This window comes from Leclercia sp. G3L, assembly GCF_021117075.1.
GTDB lineage: Bacteria > Pseudomonadota > Gammaproteobacteria > Enterobacterales > Enterobacteriaceae > Enterobacter > Enterobacter adecarboxylatus_C.
In genome coordinates this window covers 2,781,138-2,798,560 of sequence record NZ_CP088265.1, presented here as the reverse complement: position 1 = coordinate 2,798,560, position 17,423 = coordinate 2,781,138, and the positions used below count along the sequence as shown (strand labels likewise).

At 50.2% G+C, this 17,423-nt stretch carries 15 protein-coding genes, 1 pseudogene and 1 riboswitch; of the genes and pseudogenes, 7 read left to right on the top strand and 9 right to left on the bottom strand.

Annotated elements, in window-relative coordinates:
- Positions 1-154 precede the first annotated feature (154 nt).
- The 8 genes and pseudogenes from LRS40_RS14695 to thiM all read right to left on the bottom strand — a co-directional run.
- Positions 155-835 (bottom strand): annotated as a pseudogene (locus tag LRS40_RS14695) (ABC transporter ATP-binding protein); the annotation flags it as partial.
- Positions 807-1,712 (bottom strand): ABC transporter permease, encoded by a 906-nt coding sequence (locus LRS40_RS14690; RefSeq protein WP_231311904.1) that lies wholly within the window; start codon positions 1,710-1,712, stop codon positions 807-809. The gene LRS40_RS14690 and the pseudogene LRS40_RS14695, both read right to left, overlap by 29 nt.
- A complete protein-coding gene (locus LRS40_RS14685) occupies positions 1,709-2,746 on the bottom strand; it encodes an ABC transporter permease (RefSeq protein WP_231311903.1) in 1,038 nt (345 codons plus the stop codon). Before LRS40_RS14685 ends, LRS40_RS14690 begins: the two co-directional genes overlap by 4 nt.
- Positions 2,743-4,359, bottom strand: a complete 1,617-nt coding sequence (locus LRS40_RS14680; protein ID WP_231311902.1) for an ABC transporter substrate-binding protein — start codon at positions 4,357-4,359, stop codon at positions 2,743-2,745. The genes LRS40_RS14685 and LRS40_RS14680 overlap by 4 nt, the downstream gene beginning before the upstream one ends.
- A 33-nt stretch (positions 4,360-4,392) precedes the next feature.
- A complete protein-coding gene (locus LRS40_RS14675; protein ID WP_231311901.1) occupies positions 4,393-5,547 on the bottom strand; it encodes a mandelate racemase family protein in 1,155 nt (384 codons plus the stop codon).
- 330 nt (positions 5,548-5,877) lie between these two features.
- A complete protein-coding gene (gene fbaB, locus LRS40_RS14670) occupies positions 5,878-6,930 on the bottom strand; it encodes a class I fructose-bisphosphate aldolase (protein WP_156264224.1) in 1,053 nt (350 codons plus the stop codon).
- A 106-nt stretch (positions 6,931-7,036) separates the two neighbouring features.
- Positions 7,037-7,837, bottom strand: a complete 801-nt coding sequence (gene thiD / locus LRS40_RS14665) for a bifunctional hydroxymethylpyrimidine kinase/phosphomethylpyrimidine kinase (RefSeq protein WP_142486417.1) — start codon at positions 7,835-7,837, stop codon at positions 7,037-7,039.
- The gene (gene thiM / locus LRS40_RS14660) at positions 7,834-8,604 is read right to left on the bottom strand and encodes a hydroxyethylthiazole kinase (RefSeq protein WP_231311900.1); all 771 of its coding nucleotides are present in this window, start codon (positions 8,602-8,604) and stop codon (positions 7,834-7,836) included. Before thiM ends, thiD begins: the two co-directional genes overlap by 4 nt.
- A gap of 35 nt (positions 8,605-8,639) precedes the next feature.
- Positions 8,640-8,736: riboswitch (TPP riboswitch) on the bottom strand.
- Between the two features lie 359 nt (positions 8,737-9,095).
- Here thiM and LRS40_RS14655 point away from each other — a divergent pair.
- The 6 genes from LRS40_RS14655 to LRS40_RS14630 all read left to right on the top strand — a co-directional run bounded on the left by LRS40_RS14655 (position 9,096) and on the right by LRS40_RS14630 (position 15,156).
- Positions 9,096-9,793 (top strand): IS1-like element IS1A family transposase gene (locus tag LRS40_RS14655; RefSeq protein ID WP_103215986.1). Its coding sequence is split into 2 segments (ribosomal slippage): positions 9,096-9,345 and positions 9,345-9,793, totalling 699 coding nucleotides; the frame shifts between segments, so codons are not numbered across the junction.
- Between the two features lie 171 nt (positions 9,794-9,964).
- Complete coding sequence (locus tag LRS40_RS14650) at positions 9,965-10,141, top strand: hypothetical protein (protein WP_231311899.1); 177 nt, start codon at positions 9,965-9,967, stop codon at positions 10,139-10,141.
- Positions 10,142-10,494: 353 nt separating this feature from the next.
- Positions 10,495-12,024: a DEAD/DEAH box helicase family protein gene (locus LRS40_RS14645; protein ID WP_231311898.1), complete on the top strand. Its 1,530-nt coding sequence runs from the start codon at positions 10,495-10,497 to the stop codon at positions 12,022-12,024.
- An 888-nt stretch (positions 12,025-12,912) separates the two neighbouring features.
- Positions 12,913-13,692 (top strand): hypothetical protein, encoded by a 780-nt coding sequence (locus LRS40_RS14640; protein ID WP_231311897.1) that lies wholly within the window; start codon positions 12,913-12,915, stop codon positions 13,690-13,692.
- A 36-nt stretch (positions 13,693-13,728) separates the two neighbouring features.
- Positions 13,729-14,094 (top strand): hypothetical protein, encoded by a 366-nt coding sequence (locus LRS40_RS14635; RefSeq protein ID WP_115463298.1) that lies wholly within the window; start codon positions 13,729-13,731, stop codon positions 14,092-14,094.
- Positions 14,095-14,562: 468 nt separating this feature from the next.
- Positions 14,563-15,156 carry a recombinase family protein gene (locus LRS40_RS14630; protein WP_231311896.1) on the top strand — a complete coding sequence of 198 codons (594 nt, stop codon included), beginning with the start codon at positions 14,563-14,565 and terminating at the stop codon, positions 15,154-15,156.
- A 277-nt stretch (positions 15,157-15,433) separates the two neighbouring features.
- On the opposite strand, the gene LRS40_RS14625 is transcribed toward LRS40_RS14630, so the two are convergent.
- Entirely contained in the window at positions 15,434-16,612 is a 1,179-nt protein-coding gene (locus LRS40_RS14625; protein ID WP_231311895.1) for a hypothetical protein, read from the bottom strand.
- Between the two features lie 105 nt (positions 16,613-16,717).
- On the opposite strand from LRS40_RS14625, the gene LRS40_RS14620 reads away from it, so the two are divergent.
- A protein-coding gene (locus LRS40_RS14620) for an IS1 family transposase (RefSeq protein ID WP_223216367.1) occupies positions 16,718-17,415 on the top strand; the annotation gives its coding sequence in 2 pieces (ribosomal slippage) (positions 16,718-16,967 and positions 16,967-17,415; 699 coding nt in all).
- The last annotated feature ends 8 nt before the right edge of the window (positions 17,416-17,423 follow it).

The window sequence follows — 17,423 nt, the reverse complement described above, 5'->3', positions numbered from 1 at the left end:
TCTATGGAGGTATTAGAAAACACTGAAAATGATCTACAAATCGATCATCGGATAATTGATTGTTGTGTGATAGCGCTAACTCATAAAGTTCAAAATTTGAGAACCTGCTACACTACGAAGCCTGTAAATACGGGCATGTTCATGAATTTTCCCTGCGCACCAGGTTGATATCGTGGCTGATAAAGATCAGCCCCAGCCCGCGGGACTGAACTAAATCGTCCAGCAATCCCAGCACCTGCAACCGCACCGAGACGTCCAGCGCCGAGGTCGGTTCATCGGCGATCACCAGCTCCGGGTCGGTGATTAACATCATGGCGATCATGATGCGCTGCCCCTGCCCGCCCGAGATCTCATGCGGATAGAGCTGATACACCCGTTCCGGCTGGCGAATACGCACCACATCCAGCATCTCCAGCACTTTGGCTTTCGCCTCCGCCTTGCGCCCCGGATGGTGGGTCAGCCAGGCCTCGGCGATCTGATCCCCGACGCAGACCACCGGGTTCAGGGAGTATTTCGGATCCTGCATGATCATCGAGATGCGCTTGCCGCGAATGCCGCGCATCTGCGCTTCGCTGACGCTGCGCAGATCGACGTCGCCGAAGTGCATCCGGGTGGCGGCGATCTGCGCCTTTGCCGGGTGCAGGCGCAGCAGCGCCCGCCCGACGGTGGATTTCCCCGAGCCCGACTCGCCGACAATCGCCAGCTTCTCGCGCCCGAGCTGAAAGGAGACGCCGCGCACCGCGTTGGTCACCGCGCGTCCGTTGATAAAGTCGACGTGCAGATCGCGCACGTCCAGCAGTGGCGCATCAGTTGCTGCGAGGATCGAGGATGTCACGTAAGCCATCTCCTAAGAAGTTGAACGCCAGGCTGTTAATCAGAATTGCCAGCCCCGGAATAGTCACTACCCACCAGCACTCCATCATGTAGGTACGCCCGCTGGAGATCATCGCCCCCCACTCCGGCTCCGGCGGCTGTGCGCCGAGACCGAGGAAGCCGAGACCGGCGGCGGTCAGGATGATCCCCGCCATGTTCATGGTGATGCGGATAATCACCGACGGCAGGCACAGCGGCACAATGTGACGCCACAGCACCCGCACCGGGGAGGCCCCCTGCAGACGCACGGCGGAGATAAAATCGGCCTGGCGCAACGACAGGGTTTCGGCGCGGGCCAGGCGGGCAATCGGCGACCAGGCGGTGATGGTAATCGCAATCACCACGTGCTCCAGCCCCGGACCGAGGGCGGCGACAAAGGCCAGCGCCAGCACCAGGCTCGGGAAGGAGATAAAGATATCGGTGACGCGCATCAGCACTGCGTCGACCTTGCCGCCAAAGTACCCGGCGGTAACCCCCAGCAGCAGCCCCAGCGGACCGACGGTGACCGACACCAGCAGCACGATATAGAGCGTGATGCGCGAGCCGTACACCAGGCGGCTGAAGATATCCCGGCCAAACTCGTCGGTGCCAAACCAGTGCTGCGCGTTCGGCGCCACCAGGGCGTTATTCAGATCCTGCACCAGCGGGTTGTACGGTGCGATCCAGGGCGCGAAGGCCGCAACAATCAACAGCAGCAGGATGATGCCGCCGCCAATGGCCGTCAGCGGGTTGCGCGCCATCTGCCCGACAAAGCCGAAGCTGCGACGGGCCATCCGCGCCAGGCGCTGGCGTCCTTCGCTGCGAACGGGCTGCAGCGGTGTATCCAGAGAAACGGTCATGATTTCGTCCTCGGGTCAAAGAGTTGATACAGCATGTCGGAGAGCAGGTTGAGCATCACGAAGATCATCCCCACCAGCAGGACGCAGCCCATCACCGCGTTCATGTCCCCCAGCAGCAGGCTGCCGGTGAGATAGGAGCCAAAGCCCGGCCAGGAGAAGACGGTTTCAATCAGCACCGCCCCTTCCAGCAGCGAGCCGTAGGCCAGCGCCACCACGGTGAGCAGCTGCACCAGGATGTTGCGAAACGCGTGGTTCCAGATCACCTGCCGCTCGGTTAAACCTTTCACCCGGGCAGTGATGATGAACTCCTGCGACAGCTGGGCCAGCATAAAGCTGCGGGTCATGCGGCTGATGTAGGCCAGGGAGTGGAAGCCCAGCAGCGAAGCCGGCAACACCAGGTGGTTAATGGCGTTCCAGAACACCGCACTATTGCCTGCCAGCAGGGCATCGACGGTCATCAGTCCGGTGCGACGCGGCACCAGGCCATCCAGACCCAGATCCAGCCGTCCGGCGCCGCCCACCCAGCCGAGCCAGGCGTAGAACAGCAGCAGCCCCATCATCCCGACCCAGAAGATCGGCGTGGAGTAACCGGCGAGGCTGATGATGCGCACTACATAATCTGAGACGCTGTTACGACGCGCGGCGGCCAGCATCCCCAGCGGAATGCCTAACCCGGCCCCGACAATAATCGCCATCGTCGCCAGCTCCAGGGTCGCCGGGAAGACGCGCATAATGTCGTCCAGCACCGGTTTGCCGGTCAGCAGGGCATTGCCGAAATCGCCGTGCAGCAGGTTGTTCAGGTAGATACCGAACTGGGTCAGCAACGATTTATCAAAGCCCAGCTGGTGATAAACCTGCTGATAGGTGCTGTGGTCGGCATCCGGGCCGACAATCGCCAGCACCGGATCCACCGGCATCACCCGGCCGATAAAGAAGGTCAGCACCAGCAGGCCGAACAGGGTCACCAGCACCTGGGTTAATCGTTTCGAGAAACGCCGGGTGCGGGAGCCCGGGGCGAGGATCGCAACGCTCATTTTTCACCTCCGGTTTTGTACACTTCCCGCAGGAAGGTGGTGGCCGACGGATGCGACTGGAAGTTTTTCACTTCGTTACGCACCACCACCGAGTCGACCATCTGCGACAGCGGGAGCAGGGCCGGGATCAGCTGGTCATAACGCATCTGGATCTGCTGATAGTCGGCGATCTGTTTCTGCGGATCGCGCTCCAGCAGGGCTTTGTCGATCATCTCGTTCAGCGGCTTGTCGTAAAAACCGGTGCGCCAGCCCTGGAAGTTGGTCAGCCGGGCCTCGTCGCTGTTGTCCGGGTTGTAGACCAGCGCGCGCAGGCTGGAGTGCGGATGCGGCTCCACGCCGCTGCCGCCGCGCCCGACCAGCATGTCGAACTTACGCTCGCGCATCGCGCCGTAGATCTGGTTCCCGGTGCCGGTGATGATTTTGGCGTTGATGCCCGCCTGCATCAGAGTGGACTGCACGGCGATGGCGATATTAAGGAACGGCTGATCCGCCAGCACCCGCAGGGTGGTGTCGAAGCCGTCCGGGTAGCCCGCTTCCGCCAGCAGCTTTTTGGCGCGGGGGATGTCGAGCTTGTAACCGGGGTCCGGCAGGGTCGACGGCATCCCCGCCTTGATAGGCCGCTGGTGCAGCACGCCGTAGCCCGGCATCAGCGCCTTGTTGATGCCCTGATAGTCGATCAGGTAGCGCACCGCTTCGCGCACTTTCGGGTTGGCGAAGTGCGCCTCCTTCATGCTCATCGCCACGTAGTAGACCGTACCCTTCTGCACGGCTTCCACCGTCAGCTGCGGATCCTTACGCAGGGCGTTGATGTCCGCCACCGCCATATTGCTGGCAATATCCAGATCGCCCTTCTCCACCATCAGGCGCAGGGTTTGCGACTCCTGGAAATGGCGCAGGACCACGCGGTTCATCTTCGGCGCTTCGCGCCAGTATTTCGGGTTACGCTGCATGCGCAGCACGTCTTTTGCCTGCCAGGTCTCCAGCATAAACGGCCCAGAACCGGCTTCGTTGGTGGTCAGCCAGCGGTTGCCCCAGTCGCTGTTGACCTCGTGGCTGAGCACCGTTTTGCGGTCCAGCACGCCGAGGTTGCCCAGCGCGCCGAGGGAGTAGATCACCAGCTGCGGATCGTTGGCCTTCGGCAGGGTGAGCTGCACGGTGTAGTCATCGAGGGCTTTAATCTGCTGGTCGATGTTCTTTTTAGAAAACCCATAAGATTTCCACACCGAGGCCTGGGCGAGGTTCAGGTGCAGCAGGCGGCGCATCGACCAGACCACATCCTCGGCGGTGAGCGGGTTGCCGGAGTGGAAGGTCACGTTGTCGCGCAGGTGGAAGGTCAGGGTTTTGCCGTCCGGTGATATGTCCCAGGACTTGGCCAGCGCCGGTTTGACGTTGGTGAGAGTATTGGGATCCAGTTCCACCAGCGAATCGTAGAGATTGACCACAATGCCGACCACTTCGTTACCGGTCATCGCGGCCGGATCGAGGGTCAGCAGGTTGTTCATGTTCATACCGATGATGAGCTGATCGGGCGGCGTTTTCGCGTACGCCGCACCGCTCCCCATCATCAGCGAGAGCGCGAGTAAGCACGCTCCAGCCAGAGAGGTTCGTTTCATGTATATATCGCCTGTAGGGTACGTTTTTATCTGTCAGTCGTGGCTGACGGTATTGGCTTCGATATACGCAAAATTAATGTCTTCGCCGAGTCCCGGGCGCGTCGGTAGGCTGACCATGCCCTCGTCATCCATCGGGTCGATCAGGCTGTGCAGATAGGCCGCTGGTTCGTCGTAATCGAGGAACGGGTGCAGCAGGCCGCGCTCGTACCAGCGGCAGTTCTTGATGGCGCCAATCACCGCCAGGCTCGCCGCGCCGTTGCCGTGCACTTCGCAGTCCATGCCGAACGACTCCGCGAGATTCGCTACTTTCAGGGTCGGCGAGATACCGCCGACGCCGTTCGATCCGGCGCGCAGGATGTCGCAGGCCCCGGCTTTGATCCAGTCGGCGCGGCTGTGGTGCTTACCGCCCAGGCTTTCCGGCCCGATAATCGGAATGGAGAGGTTTTCCGCCAGCCAGGCGTAGGAGGACATGCTCTCCTCTTCCATCGGCTCTTCAAACCACGCGAAGTTAAGCTTCTCCAGCTCCTTGCCGATGTACAGCGCCTCGGTGCGGCTGTACCAGTGGTAGCCGTCGATCATCAGGTCAATGTTCGGGCCGACCGCTTCACGCACTGCGGCGCAGGCTTTGACGTCCATCTTCGGGTTAGGGGCGAAGGAGACCGGCGGCATCCAGGTGTGCAGCTTGATCGCCTTATAGCCGCGGGCCACCAGCGTCTCGGCGAAGCTGGCGTACTCTTCCGGCGTCGAGAGGCCACCGGGCAGGTCATCCCCGCACATGGTGCTGCCGTAGGCCGGGACTTTGTCGCGGTAGCCGCCGAGCAGTTTCCACACCGGCATATTGAGCTTACGGCCAATCAGATCCCACAGCGCCTGCTCAACAAAACCCAGCGCGCGTTCGGTCAGCTGGTGAGCGCTGCCGCGCTGCCAGTGGGCCAGCTCCTGCCAGATCTTCTCGCGATTAAACGCGTCCTGGCCGACCATCACTTTACGAAAGAAGGTGTTGACCACAAAAGGGCGCACCACTTCCGGCGGTGCAAATGAATACCCTTTGGTGCCATCGTCTGCGGTAAGGGTCAGCATCGCCATTTTTGCCAGACCTTCCGGTCCCGGGTGGGAGTGTCCGGCGGTGTCGGAGACCCGGCGCGTGGGATACTGAAAGACGGTGACGTTTACAGATTCGATTTTCATTTTCAGTCCTTAAAACAACGTAGGTTCAGCATGTTCTGTCATTTTGAAAAGCTGTTTCGAAACTAACTGTAAGCGCAAAATTCATCCACTGCCTTAGACAAATTCCGCTAAGCGCTGACCATTTCTTGTGCATCTGCACGGGGGGAAGTGACACTTTTCACAAAAGACCGGGGAAGTGTGAAGTGGATCGGGAGGGATCTTTGAATGAAGTTTTTAGGCCAGGTAAGACGCAGTCGCCACCCGGCTTTTTTGCCGCACCGCACCAGATGCGGCAATGCCCGGCGGCGCTACGCTTGCCGGGCCGACGTATTGTGCATGCTGCGAGTACGGTTACGCGATCGTAACTTTCTTATCCAGATAAACATCCTGCACGGCGTTAATCAGCTTCACGCCGTCGGCCATCGACTTTTTAAACGCCTTGCGACCAAGGATCAGCCCCATGCCGCCCGCGCGTTTATTGATCACCGCCGTGCGCACCGCATCGGTGAGATCGGTTTCGCCGCCTGCTGCACCGCCGGAGTTGATCAACCCGGCGCGGCCCATATAGCAGTTCGCCAGCTGGTAGCGCACCAGGTCGATGGGGTTATCGCTGGTCAGTTTGCTGTAAACCCGATCGTCGGTATAACCAAATTTGACCGCCTTGTAGCCGCCGTTGTTTTCGGCCATTTTCTGCTTGACGATATCCGCTCCGATGGTGGCCGCCAGATGGTTGGCCTGACCGGTGAGATCGGCGGAAACGTGGTAATCGGTGCCGTCTTTGTTGAAGGCCGGGTTACGCAGGTACGCCCACAGCACGGTCACCAGGCCCAGCTCATGGGCACGCTCGAAGGCGGCGGAGATCTCCTCTATCTGACGGCGCGACTGCTCTGAGCCGAAATAGATGGTGGCCCCTACCGCGACCGCGCCGAGATTGAAGGCCTGCTCAACGCTGGCGTACAGGGTCTGGTCATATTCGGTGGGATAGCTCAGGGTTTCGTTGTGGTTAAGCTTAACCAGGAACGGAATACGGTGCGCGTAACGGCGGGAGACCGACGCCAGCACGCCGTAGGTGGACGCCACGCAGTTACAACCCGCCTCAATTGCCAGTTCCACGATATTCTTCGGATCAAAATAGAGTGGGTTGGCGGCAAAGGAGGCACCCGCCGAGTGCTCCACACCCTGGTCCACCGGCAGGATCGACAGATAGCCGGTCCCGCCCAGACGCCCGGTGTTATACAGCGTCTGCATATTTCGCAGCACCGCCGGCGGACGGTTGTTGTCCACCATCACGCGGTCAACGTAGTCGTGGCCAGGCAGGTAGAGATGGTCGGCTGGAATGGTCATACAACGATGCTGTAACAGGCTGTCGGCGTCTTTGCCAAGCAATTGCGTAATATCAGTCATGGTTTTCCTCCCGTCAGTGCCGACAAAGCGTCGGCGTGTTTTATCCAGGCTCACAGGATTGTAAGCCCCCTAAGCCTGGTCTGCGGGTCGTCAAATTGCCAGCCGTCTACCACCATGCATGAAAATGATGTACCGGGCCAATGCCCTGCCCCACTTCCAGCGTGTCCGCCTGCGCCAGTGCGCAGGAGAGCCAGGCTTTGGCCTCGCGGACGGTATCCGCCCAGCTATCGTGCCGCGGACGCAGCGCGGCCAGCGCGGCCGACAGGGTGCAGCCAGTGCCGTGGGTGTTTTTGGTATTCACCCGAGGAGCAGTAAAGCGCGTGGCCCCGTCGCGGGTAAACAGCCAGTCGGGGCTCTCGGGATCGTCCAGATGTCCGCCCTTCATCAGCACCGCCTCGCACCCCATCGCCAGCAATGCATAACCCTGCGCTTTCATCTCCTGTTCGTTACGGGCATGGGGGGCATCCAGCAACGCCGCCGCTTCGGGCAGGTTGGGGGTGATGAGCGCCACCTGCGGCAGCAGCTTTTTACGCAGCGTGTCGACAGCGGCGTGTGACAGCAGCGGGTCGCCGCTTTTCGCCAGCATTACCGTATCCAGCACCACGTTTTTCACCTGATGACGCAGGAGCTGCTCCGCCACCGCCTCGACGATATCGGTTTCGGCCAGCATGCCGATCTTGGTGGTGTCGATGCGTACATCGCTGAACACCGACTCCAGCTGCGCCGCCACGAAATCAGGTTCGATGCGGTAGACCGACTGCACCCCGCGGGTGTTCTGCGCCACCAGGGCGGTGATCACCGAGCAACCGTACGCACCGAGCGCGGAGAAGGTCTTCAGGTCGGCCTGGATCCCGGCCCCGCCGCTGGGGTCGGTGCCTGCGATGGTAAGCGCGTTAATCCGTTTCATCGTTGCGCCCCCAGTTCCCACAGTGCATCCAGAAACGCCGGGGCAAAACTGCCCGGGCCGCGACTAAGCGCCGCCGCCAGCGTGCCGGCCCGCTTCATCCAGCCGCAGGCCTCGGCGATGTTATCCAGCCGGTCCCCGGGCAGCGAGCAGCTGGCCGCCACTACCGCCGACAGGGCGCAGCCGGTGCCCACTACCCGGGCCATCAGCGGATCGCCGCCGGTAATTGTCTGGGTACGCAGTCCGTCAGTGACGTAATCCACCTCCCCGGTCACCACCACAATGGCATTGGTCTGCCGCGCCAGCGCCTGTGCCGCAGGCAGCGCGCTGGCCGCCGTGTCGGTGGTGTCCACCCCGCGCCCGCCTGCGCTCATCCCGGCGAGGGCGAGGATTTCAGAGGCGTTGCCGCGAATGGCCGCCGGTTTCAGGGCGAGGATGTGCTGGCAAAAACGGGTCCGGTACGCCAGGGCGCCCACGGCCACCGGATCGAGGGTCCAGGGTTTACCCGCCGCCACCGCGCTTTCAATCGCCCGGCGCATCGCCTGAGCGCGCGAGGAGGTCAGGGTCCCGACGTTAATCAGCAGCGCATCGGCAATAGCGGAGAACTGTTCGGCCTCTTCGGCTTCAATCACCATCGCCGGAGAGGCCCCGAGGGCCAGCAGTACGTTAGCGGTAAAGGTCTGCACCACGTCGTTGGTCATGCAGTGGGTCAGCGGGGAACGGGTTCGGAAGTGGTGTAAGGCGTGTAAATTGAGCAGGTCAGGCTGCATGGTATCGCTCCTGCCTTGCGCGAAGAAGCGATTGCCCGGAGGGCATCTGACTTCCCTACGCTGGCATTATCCAGATCAGGTGGTACGGGTATTTCTCAGCCTTCACAAGGAAGGGCACCCCGAGTCATGTTGATTACATTTCTTTATCAATTAGTAGGTTACGCCAAGTCTCGTGCTGATACAAGATTGAACTTATGAATATTACATTTTACGCTGTACCTCACCTTGTACCCCATTTTGTACCCCACAGAAAAACAAAAGAACTTAATACCTTTTAAGTCTACTTCTAACCTACTTAATCTATTAAAATCTCCATATTCAATGTCAATCCAGATTCATATAAACCACCTCAAGCAAAATGTGCGAGAAGGATTGACCGCAACTATCAATAAATGGAGTATTAAATCATATTTAAAAAATGATGAAGCAGATACCGGGTGATGCTGCCAACTTACTGATTTAGTGTATGATGGTGTTTTTGAGGTGCTCCAGTGGCTTCTGTTTCTATCAGCTGTCCCTCCTGTTCAGCTACTGACGGGGTGGTGCGTAACGGCAAAAGCACTGCCGGACATCAGCGCTATCTCTGCTCTCACTGCCGTAAAACATGGCAACTGCAGTTCACTTACACCGCTTCTCAACCCGGTACGCACCAGAAAATCATTGATATGGCCATGAATGGCGTTGGATGCCGGGCAACCGCCCGCATTATGGGCGTTGGCCTCAACACGATTTTACGTCACTTAAAAAACTCAGGCCGCAGTCGGTAACCTCGCGCATACAGCCGGGCAGTGACGTCATCGTCTGCGCGGAAATGGACGAACAGTGGGGATACGTCGGGGCTAAATCGCGCCAGCGCTGGCTGTTTTACGCGTATGACAGGCTCCGGAAGACGGTTGTTGCGCACGTATTCGGTGAACGCACTATGGCGACGCTGGGGCGTCTTATGAGCCTGCTGTCACCCTTTGACGTGGTGATATGGATGACGGATGGCTGGCCGCTGTATGAATCCCGCCTGAAGGGAAAGCTGCACGTAATCAGCAAGCGATATACGCAGCGAATTGAGCGGCATAACCTGAATCTGAGGCAGCACCTGGCACGGCTGGGACGGAAGTCGCTGTCGTTCTCAAAATCGGTGGAGCTGCATGACAAAGTCATCGGGCATTATCTGAACATAAAACACTATCAATAAGTTGGAGTCATTACCAGATACCGGTTCTTTTCATTTAAGTATTATCATGTAATTACTTCATATAAAAAACAACTCTCTCATCAGTAATGAAATTGTATAAAATTCTGCGAAACGCAAACCAAAAATGACCTATATTTGCAGTGACAGGCAAATCATAAAATAGGTAATCAAATGAAAATGAAAAATCATTATGAAAATGAAATACTATCCAAATTAAAAGCATTAGAAGAAGAATATGAACTAATGGTTTACACTAACAATTTTCCATTAGACACCTCAACTATTGCAGCAGAATGGGTTAAAAAAAGAACCTCAAAGAGAAATAAAAAAACAGATGATGGAGAATAATATATGAAGATAAATGGGATACGTACCAATAGAAAGACGCTGAATAAATCAGTTCGTAAAAAAAGAATTGCATCAGGAATATCACTAACTTTTGATCAATATGAAAACATTCTATGTAGCGATATGACCTCAGCACGAATATGTAACATATTAAAAGTGCGATTACCCAAAGGATACATAGGGAAGCTAAGGAATAACAAACTCACGAAATACAAAAACTGGTATCAAAAAGTAAAACTTAAGCATTTACACAACCCCCCAGTTAAAAAAATAATCTAAACCAAAAAAAATGAAAGGCTGACTCACTCACATGAATCGGCCTTTCTAAATTAATCAATATGGAGCATGTACAAATGATTAATCCTACATCTATCCTTACCAAATTTAAGTACGTATCTGCTGAATGTGGTTCAGGTAAAACTACCGCCATATGTAATATAATCAATAACAGTACCGAAAAATATCTTGTAGTACAAAATACACAAGAACTTATTAAGCAGACAGCAAAGAAAATTAATAATTGTATGTATATTATTACTGATACAGTCTCAAGAGAGGAAAGTGTTATTAGTTCTGTCATTAACTTTCTTTCATCGGGATGCAAAAAAACACTAATCATAACAGATAAAACATTTTTCAAAATACCTGTAGAACTTCTATCCGACAGAATTGTTTACATAGATGATGTGACTAATTTCCACTCTTTCCAGAGCATCAATGATGGAAATACTGAAATTAAAAAAATAATATACGAGGCATTCATTAAAGGTATACGGTCGTTAGATGATAATAATATGTATATTGCCGCAAAAAGGAACCCTGATGTACAGGGGGACATAATGAAAAATATAGTTAACAAAGAATTTTCCGTTTTGAATGATAACGATATTTTTATCATGAATAATGAATACTTTACTAATCCTGAAAAAGTACAGCTTAATATCACGGCATGGAAAGATCTCAATAAGTACAAAGATGTATCAATTACCTTTCTGGGGGCTAATTTTGAAAACTCCTTGATCTATAAAGGAAATAAAGAATTATTTAAAAGTACTGAACTTGAAGGATTACTGAAACGCAACACAGAACTTAAAGACAGATTAAAAGTTTATTACTTCTCGAAAAAATTCAAACTATCAAGGACATGGAAAACTAACAACCCTGATAAAGCACAAAAAATATACACTTATATTGATAAAAAGCTTGAGAAGAAGGAATTCTACTGGACAAAGAACAAAAGCGATTCTCAGAGTCTTAAAAATGGCAAAGAGATAAGCCCGGATGCCAGAGGATTGAACCAGTACCATAACCTTATGACGTGCGTCTGGTTGGCTTGTATGCGTCCCTCTGAAACAGAGGCTAAACAGTGTGAATTGTTCTTTGAGATTGACGGCGAGGCGATTCACCTTGCGAGGGAGTATGAAAGTTTACACCAGTTCGTACTACGAGGGATTTCGAGGAATTTTGAAAGTACTGAAACCCAGACCGTTTATGTTTTTGATGAATGGCAGGCCAGATCACTTACGGATAATATTGAGTACATAGATCTCGGTATTGATGACGACGAGCAAGGGCAGAGAGGCAGACCGCAAGGCTCCATGAACAAGGAAAAGCGTTTCACTCTTGATGATACCAAAGCAAAGCGTTTTCGCCGTTGGAAACGCAGCAATCCAGGGCTTGATTTAAAAGTGTTCAGGGCGTTTCTTGCCAGTTCTACCAATGCAGATCTCAGCACTGAAGAAAAAAAGGCTATGTGGGAAAAATACGAAAATGAAATACAAAAAAACAAGCAGAAATTGAAGCCCAAAACCCCACCATATAAACGGATAAATGTCCGAAAAATAATACCTTATAAACCTTTAGTTAATAAATTTCGGACATAACAACGAGCGAAAGCGAATTAACTACCTGAAAGCAGACGCGGCGAAGCAAGCGAACTGTTTCGGGTAGTTAGTAAGAGTACTCGCGGAGTGAGTACTTGATAGCTTATCTTATTGTTATACATATAAAACGATTAAACAGTACCCGCAAGCGAGTACTGTTCGCTGGATTCGGTTCTACTGCTGCGTTCCCTTCGGTCACTTACAGAGCGAACCCAATCGCGTTTTATTGTTCTGTCAGTAAGTACATAACTGCCTGTTATTTCCTTACTTATTCTACTAATAATTCCTTTAAGTACTTAGCGGGGTATCTGCTGTTTCAGTTACTGGAAAAGCCCTATCAGTACTGACCAGAGCGAAGCGACCCCGATCCGATCTATCCCCCTTCATGGTGGTGTTTTGGACAAAACGGACAGGAAGCCCCTGAATGCGATGTTCATTATCGACATTCCCGACCCCATAAAACGGCGTAGCGACGCTTAAAGAGCGTTTGCGTGATGGTATCTCAAATACTCTCCGTATTGAAATCAGGTACATAACCACTTACATGGATGAAGAATCCGCTTGATCGATTTTACCTATTGATTTGTATTGAATTAATAGATTTTGATAGTTTTTAACGATCAATTTCTGAAATTTTGATCGTTAATATCGATCAATATTGGCGTGCATGTTACTCTTGAGTACCTAAATACGGACGGCCTTAAGTCCGTACTTTTGGCCTGAAAGAAGCTAACGGGAGTGATAAAGCTGTGAGAGTTGTACAACTGATAATCTATGGACTTTGGCGGGATCCCTTTTTAATGGAAATTCCTAAAGGTAAACGAATTCTTGCCGATAATTCAAATGGAATGAACCATCGGTTTGGAATATTCTTAAAGGATAATTGCGGTGAGTAAATATTTAAAAATAGGAATCTATGGTATTTGGGGAGTATTTTTATTCCTTGCGTCAATGGAGAAATTTGGTGATCTTTTCGCAATCGGTACGGGGATCTGGTCGGTAGTGATGCTTTCCGTCGCTGGATTGTGCCAGCTACTGGCAAGTACTACCGCGATAGGCTGGGCTGTTTTGGGTTCCGGTACGCTTAAAGCGAAGTACTTACCTTATAAATTCGTTAATAATTATACGGTGCCAGTACTGATCATCGGACTTGCTATTGCGGCAAGTGCAGCCCGTTCCTCAAGCGATGAAGCGAGAGCACAAAAACTTGGTTTTAAGGACGGCAGAGAGTTTTCACACGCCCGTGAAAATAACATTACAAATACTGCTGATTACGTAAAATTCTTAGCTGAACAGAAAACTAAAGCGGCAGAAAAGGCCGCTCACGAGGAATTGCTTGCAGCCCAAAAAGAACAAAGAGCAAAAGAGGAAGAAGCTGAATGCCTACGCCTTGATAATCCCGAATGCTATATATCGAAACATGAGCGTGGAGATTATATGTGTGCGAAAGCTGTTGAGGATTCAGCTAAGTACGAATTTAAATGGACTGATGGAATTACAGAACCAAAATTTTCCTCTCTAAGTTGGTACGATAAAAATAGGAGATTAGTAACTCTTTACGGGCATCGGGCACAAGCTCAAAACGGTTTCGGTGCGTTCAAAAATATACAGTACTCCTGCACATACAACGCTGATACAGGTGAAGTATTAAGTGTTGATATGCAATAAAGAAACATTTATTTTATATATAATAAGGAATCAGCGATGAATAAATTTCATGTTTTATTTTTATGTTTTATTCTATCATTATCAGTAAGTGCATATGCTGGTAATGATTTAAATATTAATTCATTTTGCTCTGGTTTTTATAGCGGTATAAATGAGTCTCAACCTTTTTCAGGAATAGGCAAAGAGGCTAAAGAGTCATATAAGCACTTTCAAATTGAAGTGAATAAATTAGGGAGTATGAACAGTCAAGAGTTTAATGATGGAAAAAAAGAAGGGTTAAAAATATGGGCAAGTAAAGCTAATTATAAAAAAAGGTCCAAAAATGCAGATGAATGTTTTAATTTAAATAGCAAATACGTTCAAAGTATGTCAGACGAAGAATTAATGCAGCCTTATAAGTAGCATTCAAATTTTAAATGCAATAAAAGAGGTCGCAAAGCGGCCTTTTTTAATGGATGTAAAATGATATTTCTTACTTTTTTAAAGCTTTTTCCTCTCTCGCTAAAGTTACCAGACTTTAGTGTGAAAAATAATCGAAACACAGCCCATCAATTTTTGACAAAAAAATTTAAGTAATCTTTTACTTAGAAAAAAGTACAATCAGTTTAAATCTACCTGATTTAAAATCTCGTTCGCCTGATCATGTTCTACCCCGCCAATAAAATGCTGTGTGCTCAGTTCTCAGTGCCGAACTTCCCACTAAACTTATATTGCCTAAAAACGGAACGATCAAGAATCTCTTTAGGGTACTACCTATCGATACTCGGTTTTCTCGTCTTACTCAGTATCATTTATTTGTTGAAAGGATTCAAATGATACAGTACCATTAAGTTAATTTAAATGATACTAAAGATAATCGAGGACAGACGAATGATTTTTGGATACGCGAGGGTGTCAACAAAAGATCAAAACCTTGAGCGTCAGTTAGCAGCACTGGAACCTATCTGCGATAAAATCGTCATAGAAAAAGAGTCCGGGAAGACCACCAGCGAAAGACCTGAACTATTGAACCTGCTTTCCCACCTCCGCAAAGGTGATACACTTATTGTCCACTCCATAGATAGACTTGCACGAAATACTCGCGATTTACTGGAAATGATTGATAGCCTTGTTGAGCGTGGAATTGTCATTCGCTTTCATACGAACTCGATGAACTTTGACAACTCCCAGCAATCTCGACTGATTCTAACCATGATGGGAGCGGTAGCAGAATTTGAGAGGGGAATGATTGCCTCAAGACGCAATGAGGGGATCGCCATCGCTAAAGAGGCTAAAAAGTACAAGGGCAAACAAAAGAACAAAGAGCTTCACAGCAAGATTATTGCTATGCTTCAAGCCAACAAGAACACACCTGACGAGATCGCAAAACTTTGTGATTGTGGCAGAGCTACAGTGTTTCGCGTTAAGAAAGAAATGCTCGCTAATATTAGCAGCGTTAAACGCCAATATAGTGGGATGGGATAAATTAAACGGGCTTGCAGTTTAATACTATTCGAATCCTTTCGATATCCATTATGAGCCTGAAATTAATTCGGTGTAATGCCCCACTTTGTATTGATTAGTCTATTGCACTTAATTATAAAGTGTAATAATGAACAACCAAGGCATTTCGCAACAGTTAATCAAGTGTTAAAAGCATAGTCGATATGTAGCGATTAAGCATTCTAAATCGCTACATAATATGAGAGTAGAACTATTGGAAAATAATGCACCAATAGAACAAATGAGTCATTAGTATAAATTAAGCCTTCCCTATTTTTTTCGAATCCATTATGCGTTGTTGCTTGACACTTAAGTCGAGCAACTCGGCTATTTGTTGTTTTTCTTTATATCCTACCGGGAACATATAGGTATGCTGAATGACCATCTCCTTTAGTATTCTAATGAAGACAGGATTACCCTTTAACTTTTGAGTAGTATCAGAAAGTTTTGGAATATTAATTGTTCGCATAAATTGTAGTTCAATGGCTTGATTAAGCAGGATAATAGCAGGAGATTCAGAGTTCTTATATTTAAGTGATGAATAAATTTCTGAAGCCTCTCTGGAACCTATTGACGAGGCTATTTTACGGATAACTCCATTAATTACTCCATATGTCATTTGTAAGAATACATGCTTGGCTTGCTTGTTTATTTGTTCATCAGTTAGATTTGGATGTTCTTTAAGCGTATTCTCAATAAGTGATACAATTTCACTCTTCGCAGTATTTGAAAGCTGGATGAAGTAATCTAAAAATCTCAAGCCAGTTTCAGCACCATTGGATGCTAACTCATATAAATCTTGTCTTGTTAGAGTTGCATATCTATTACGAATAATTTGCCCTGAAACCTCCATCCCTTTGAAGGTTTTATTTATTTTTGCCAATATATCTGGTTGCTCGTAATCATCATCTGAATCGCTTACTTCAGAATGTGCTTTTTCGATTTTATCAAGCTGCTGATCATGCTTTTCACGTTCAGTTTTGATTTCCCTTTGTTCTAAAATTAAGTCAGGAATTTGTGCAATAAACTCACTCATAAAGATGAGCTGCTCTTTATCAAGAGTCGCAGGTTGCTGTTCGTGAAAAAGCTCAGAAAGAGTGTTTTTAATTTCAGTTAATACCCAAGAATCTTTTGTATGATGGGTTACAAAAACCAAAATATTTGCATAATCCTCTCTATGCAATGATGACAAAAGATTGCGGAAATCATTGCGAACCTGTTCGTCTTGTACATACTGTTCCGCAATTTTCTTTGCAGCGAAGAAATAGAATAGATAAGGGTACTTAAATTTTATATTAAATCCATCAGAATAGAGTATAGAGTTATTTCTAAGTGTCTTAATTATTTCTTCACCATTTACTGTTAGATAAACATTCCCATAGTCTTTGAAAAATAATGGCAGCTCAGATTCAAGAATCTGACCATTATTTGTGTGCATTTTCCAAGCTAATTCTGTCAAAACATTAAGATATTTTTCAACGTCTTTTTGGTAATGGTGCCAACTTACTGATTTAGTGTACGATGGTGTTTTTGAGGTGCTCCCGTGGCTTCCATCTCCATCAGTTGTCCCTCCTGCTCAGCTACTGAAGGCGTGGTGCGTAACGGTAAAAGTACTGCCGGACATCAGCGCTATCTCTGCTCTCACTGCCGTAAAACATGGCAGCTACAGTTCACTTACACCGCCTCTCAGCCCGGTACACACCAGAAAATCATTGATATGGCCATGAATGGTGTTGGATGCCGGGCAACCGCCCGCATTATGGGCGTTGGCCTCAACACGATTTTACGTCACTTAAAAAACTCAGGCCGCAGTCGGTAACCTCGCGCATACAGCCGGGCAGTGATGTGATTGTCTGCGCTGAAATGGACGAACAGTGGGGCTACGTCGGTGCTAAATCACGTCAGCGCTGGCTGTTTTACGCGTATGACAGGATACGGAGGACGGTTGTGGCGCACGTCTTCGGTGAACGCACTCTGGCCACACTGGAGCGTCTTCTGAGCCTGCTGTCGGCCTTTGAGGTCGTGGTATGGATGACGGATGGCTGGCCGCTGTATGAATCCCGCCTGAAGGGAAAGCTGCACGTAATCAGCAAGCGTTACACTCAGCGAATTGAGCGGCATAACCTGAATCTGAGACAACATCTGGCAAGGCTGGGACGGAAGTCACTGTCGTTCTCAAAATCGGTGGAGCTGCATGACAAGGTCATCGGGCATTATCTGAACATAAAACACTATCAGTAAGTTGGAGT

Excerpts from the sequence above, each read along its gene's own strand:
- thiM (WP_231311900.1), bottom strand. The coding sequence starts at position 8,604 with ATGCAGCCTGACCTGCTCAATTTACACGCCTTACACCACTTCCGAACC.
- LRS40_RS14625 (WP_231311895.1), bottom strand. The coding sequence starts at position 16,612 with ATGCACACAAATAATGGTCAGATTCTTGAATCTGAGCTGCCATTATTT.
- LRS40_RS14630 (WP_231311896.1), top strand. The coding sequence starts at position 14,563 with ATGATTTTTGGATACGCGAGGGTGTCAACAAAAGATCAAAACCTTGAG.
- LRS40_RS14680 (WP_231311902.1), bottom strand. The coding sequence starts at position 4,359 with ATGAAACGAACCTCTCTGGCTGGAGCGTGCTTACTCGCGCTCTCGCTG.
- LRS40_RS14650 (WP_231311899.1), top strand. The coding sequence starts at position 9,965 with ATGAAAATGAAAAATCATTATGAAAATGAAATACTATCCAAATTAAAA.
- thiD (WP_142486417.1), bottom strand. The coding sequence starts at position 7,837 with ATGAAACGGATTAACGCGCTTACCATCGCAGGCACCGACCCCAGCGGC.
- LRS40_RS14690 (WP_231311904.1), bottom strand. The coding sequence starts at position 1,712 with ATGACCGTTTCTCTGGATACACCGCTGCAGCCCGTTCGCAGCGAAGGA.
- LRS40_RS14685 (WP_231311903.1), bottom strand. The coding sequence starts at position 2,746 with ATGAGCGTTGCGATCCTCGCCCCGGGCTCCCGCACCCGGCGTTTCTCG.
- LRS40_RS14645 (WP_231311898.1), top strand. The coding sequence starts at position 10,495 with ATGATTAATCCTACATCTATCCTTACCAAATTTAAGTACGTATCTGCT.
- fbaB (WP_156264224.1), bottom strand. The coding sequence starts at position 6,930 with ATGACTGATATTACGCAATTGCTTGGCAAAGACGCCGACAGCCTGTTA.
- LRS40_RS14675 (WP_231311901.1), bottom strand. The coding sequence starts at position 5,547 with ATGAAAATCGAATCTGTAAACGTCACCGTCTTTCAGTATCCCACGCGC.
- LRS40_RS14635 (WP_115463298.1), top strand. The coding sequence starts at position 13,729 with ATGAATAAATTTCATGTTTTATTTTTATGTTTTATTCTATCATTATCA.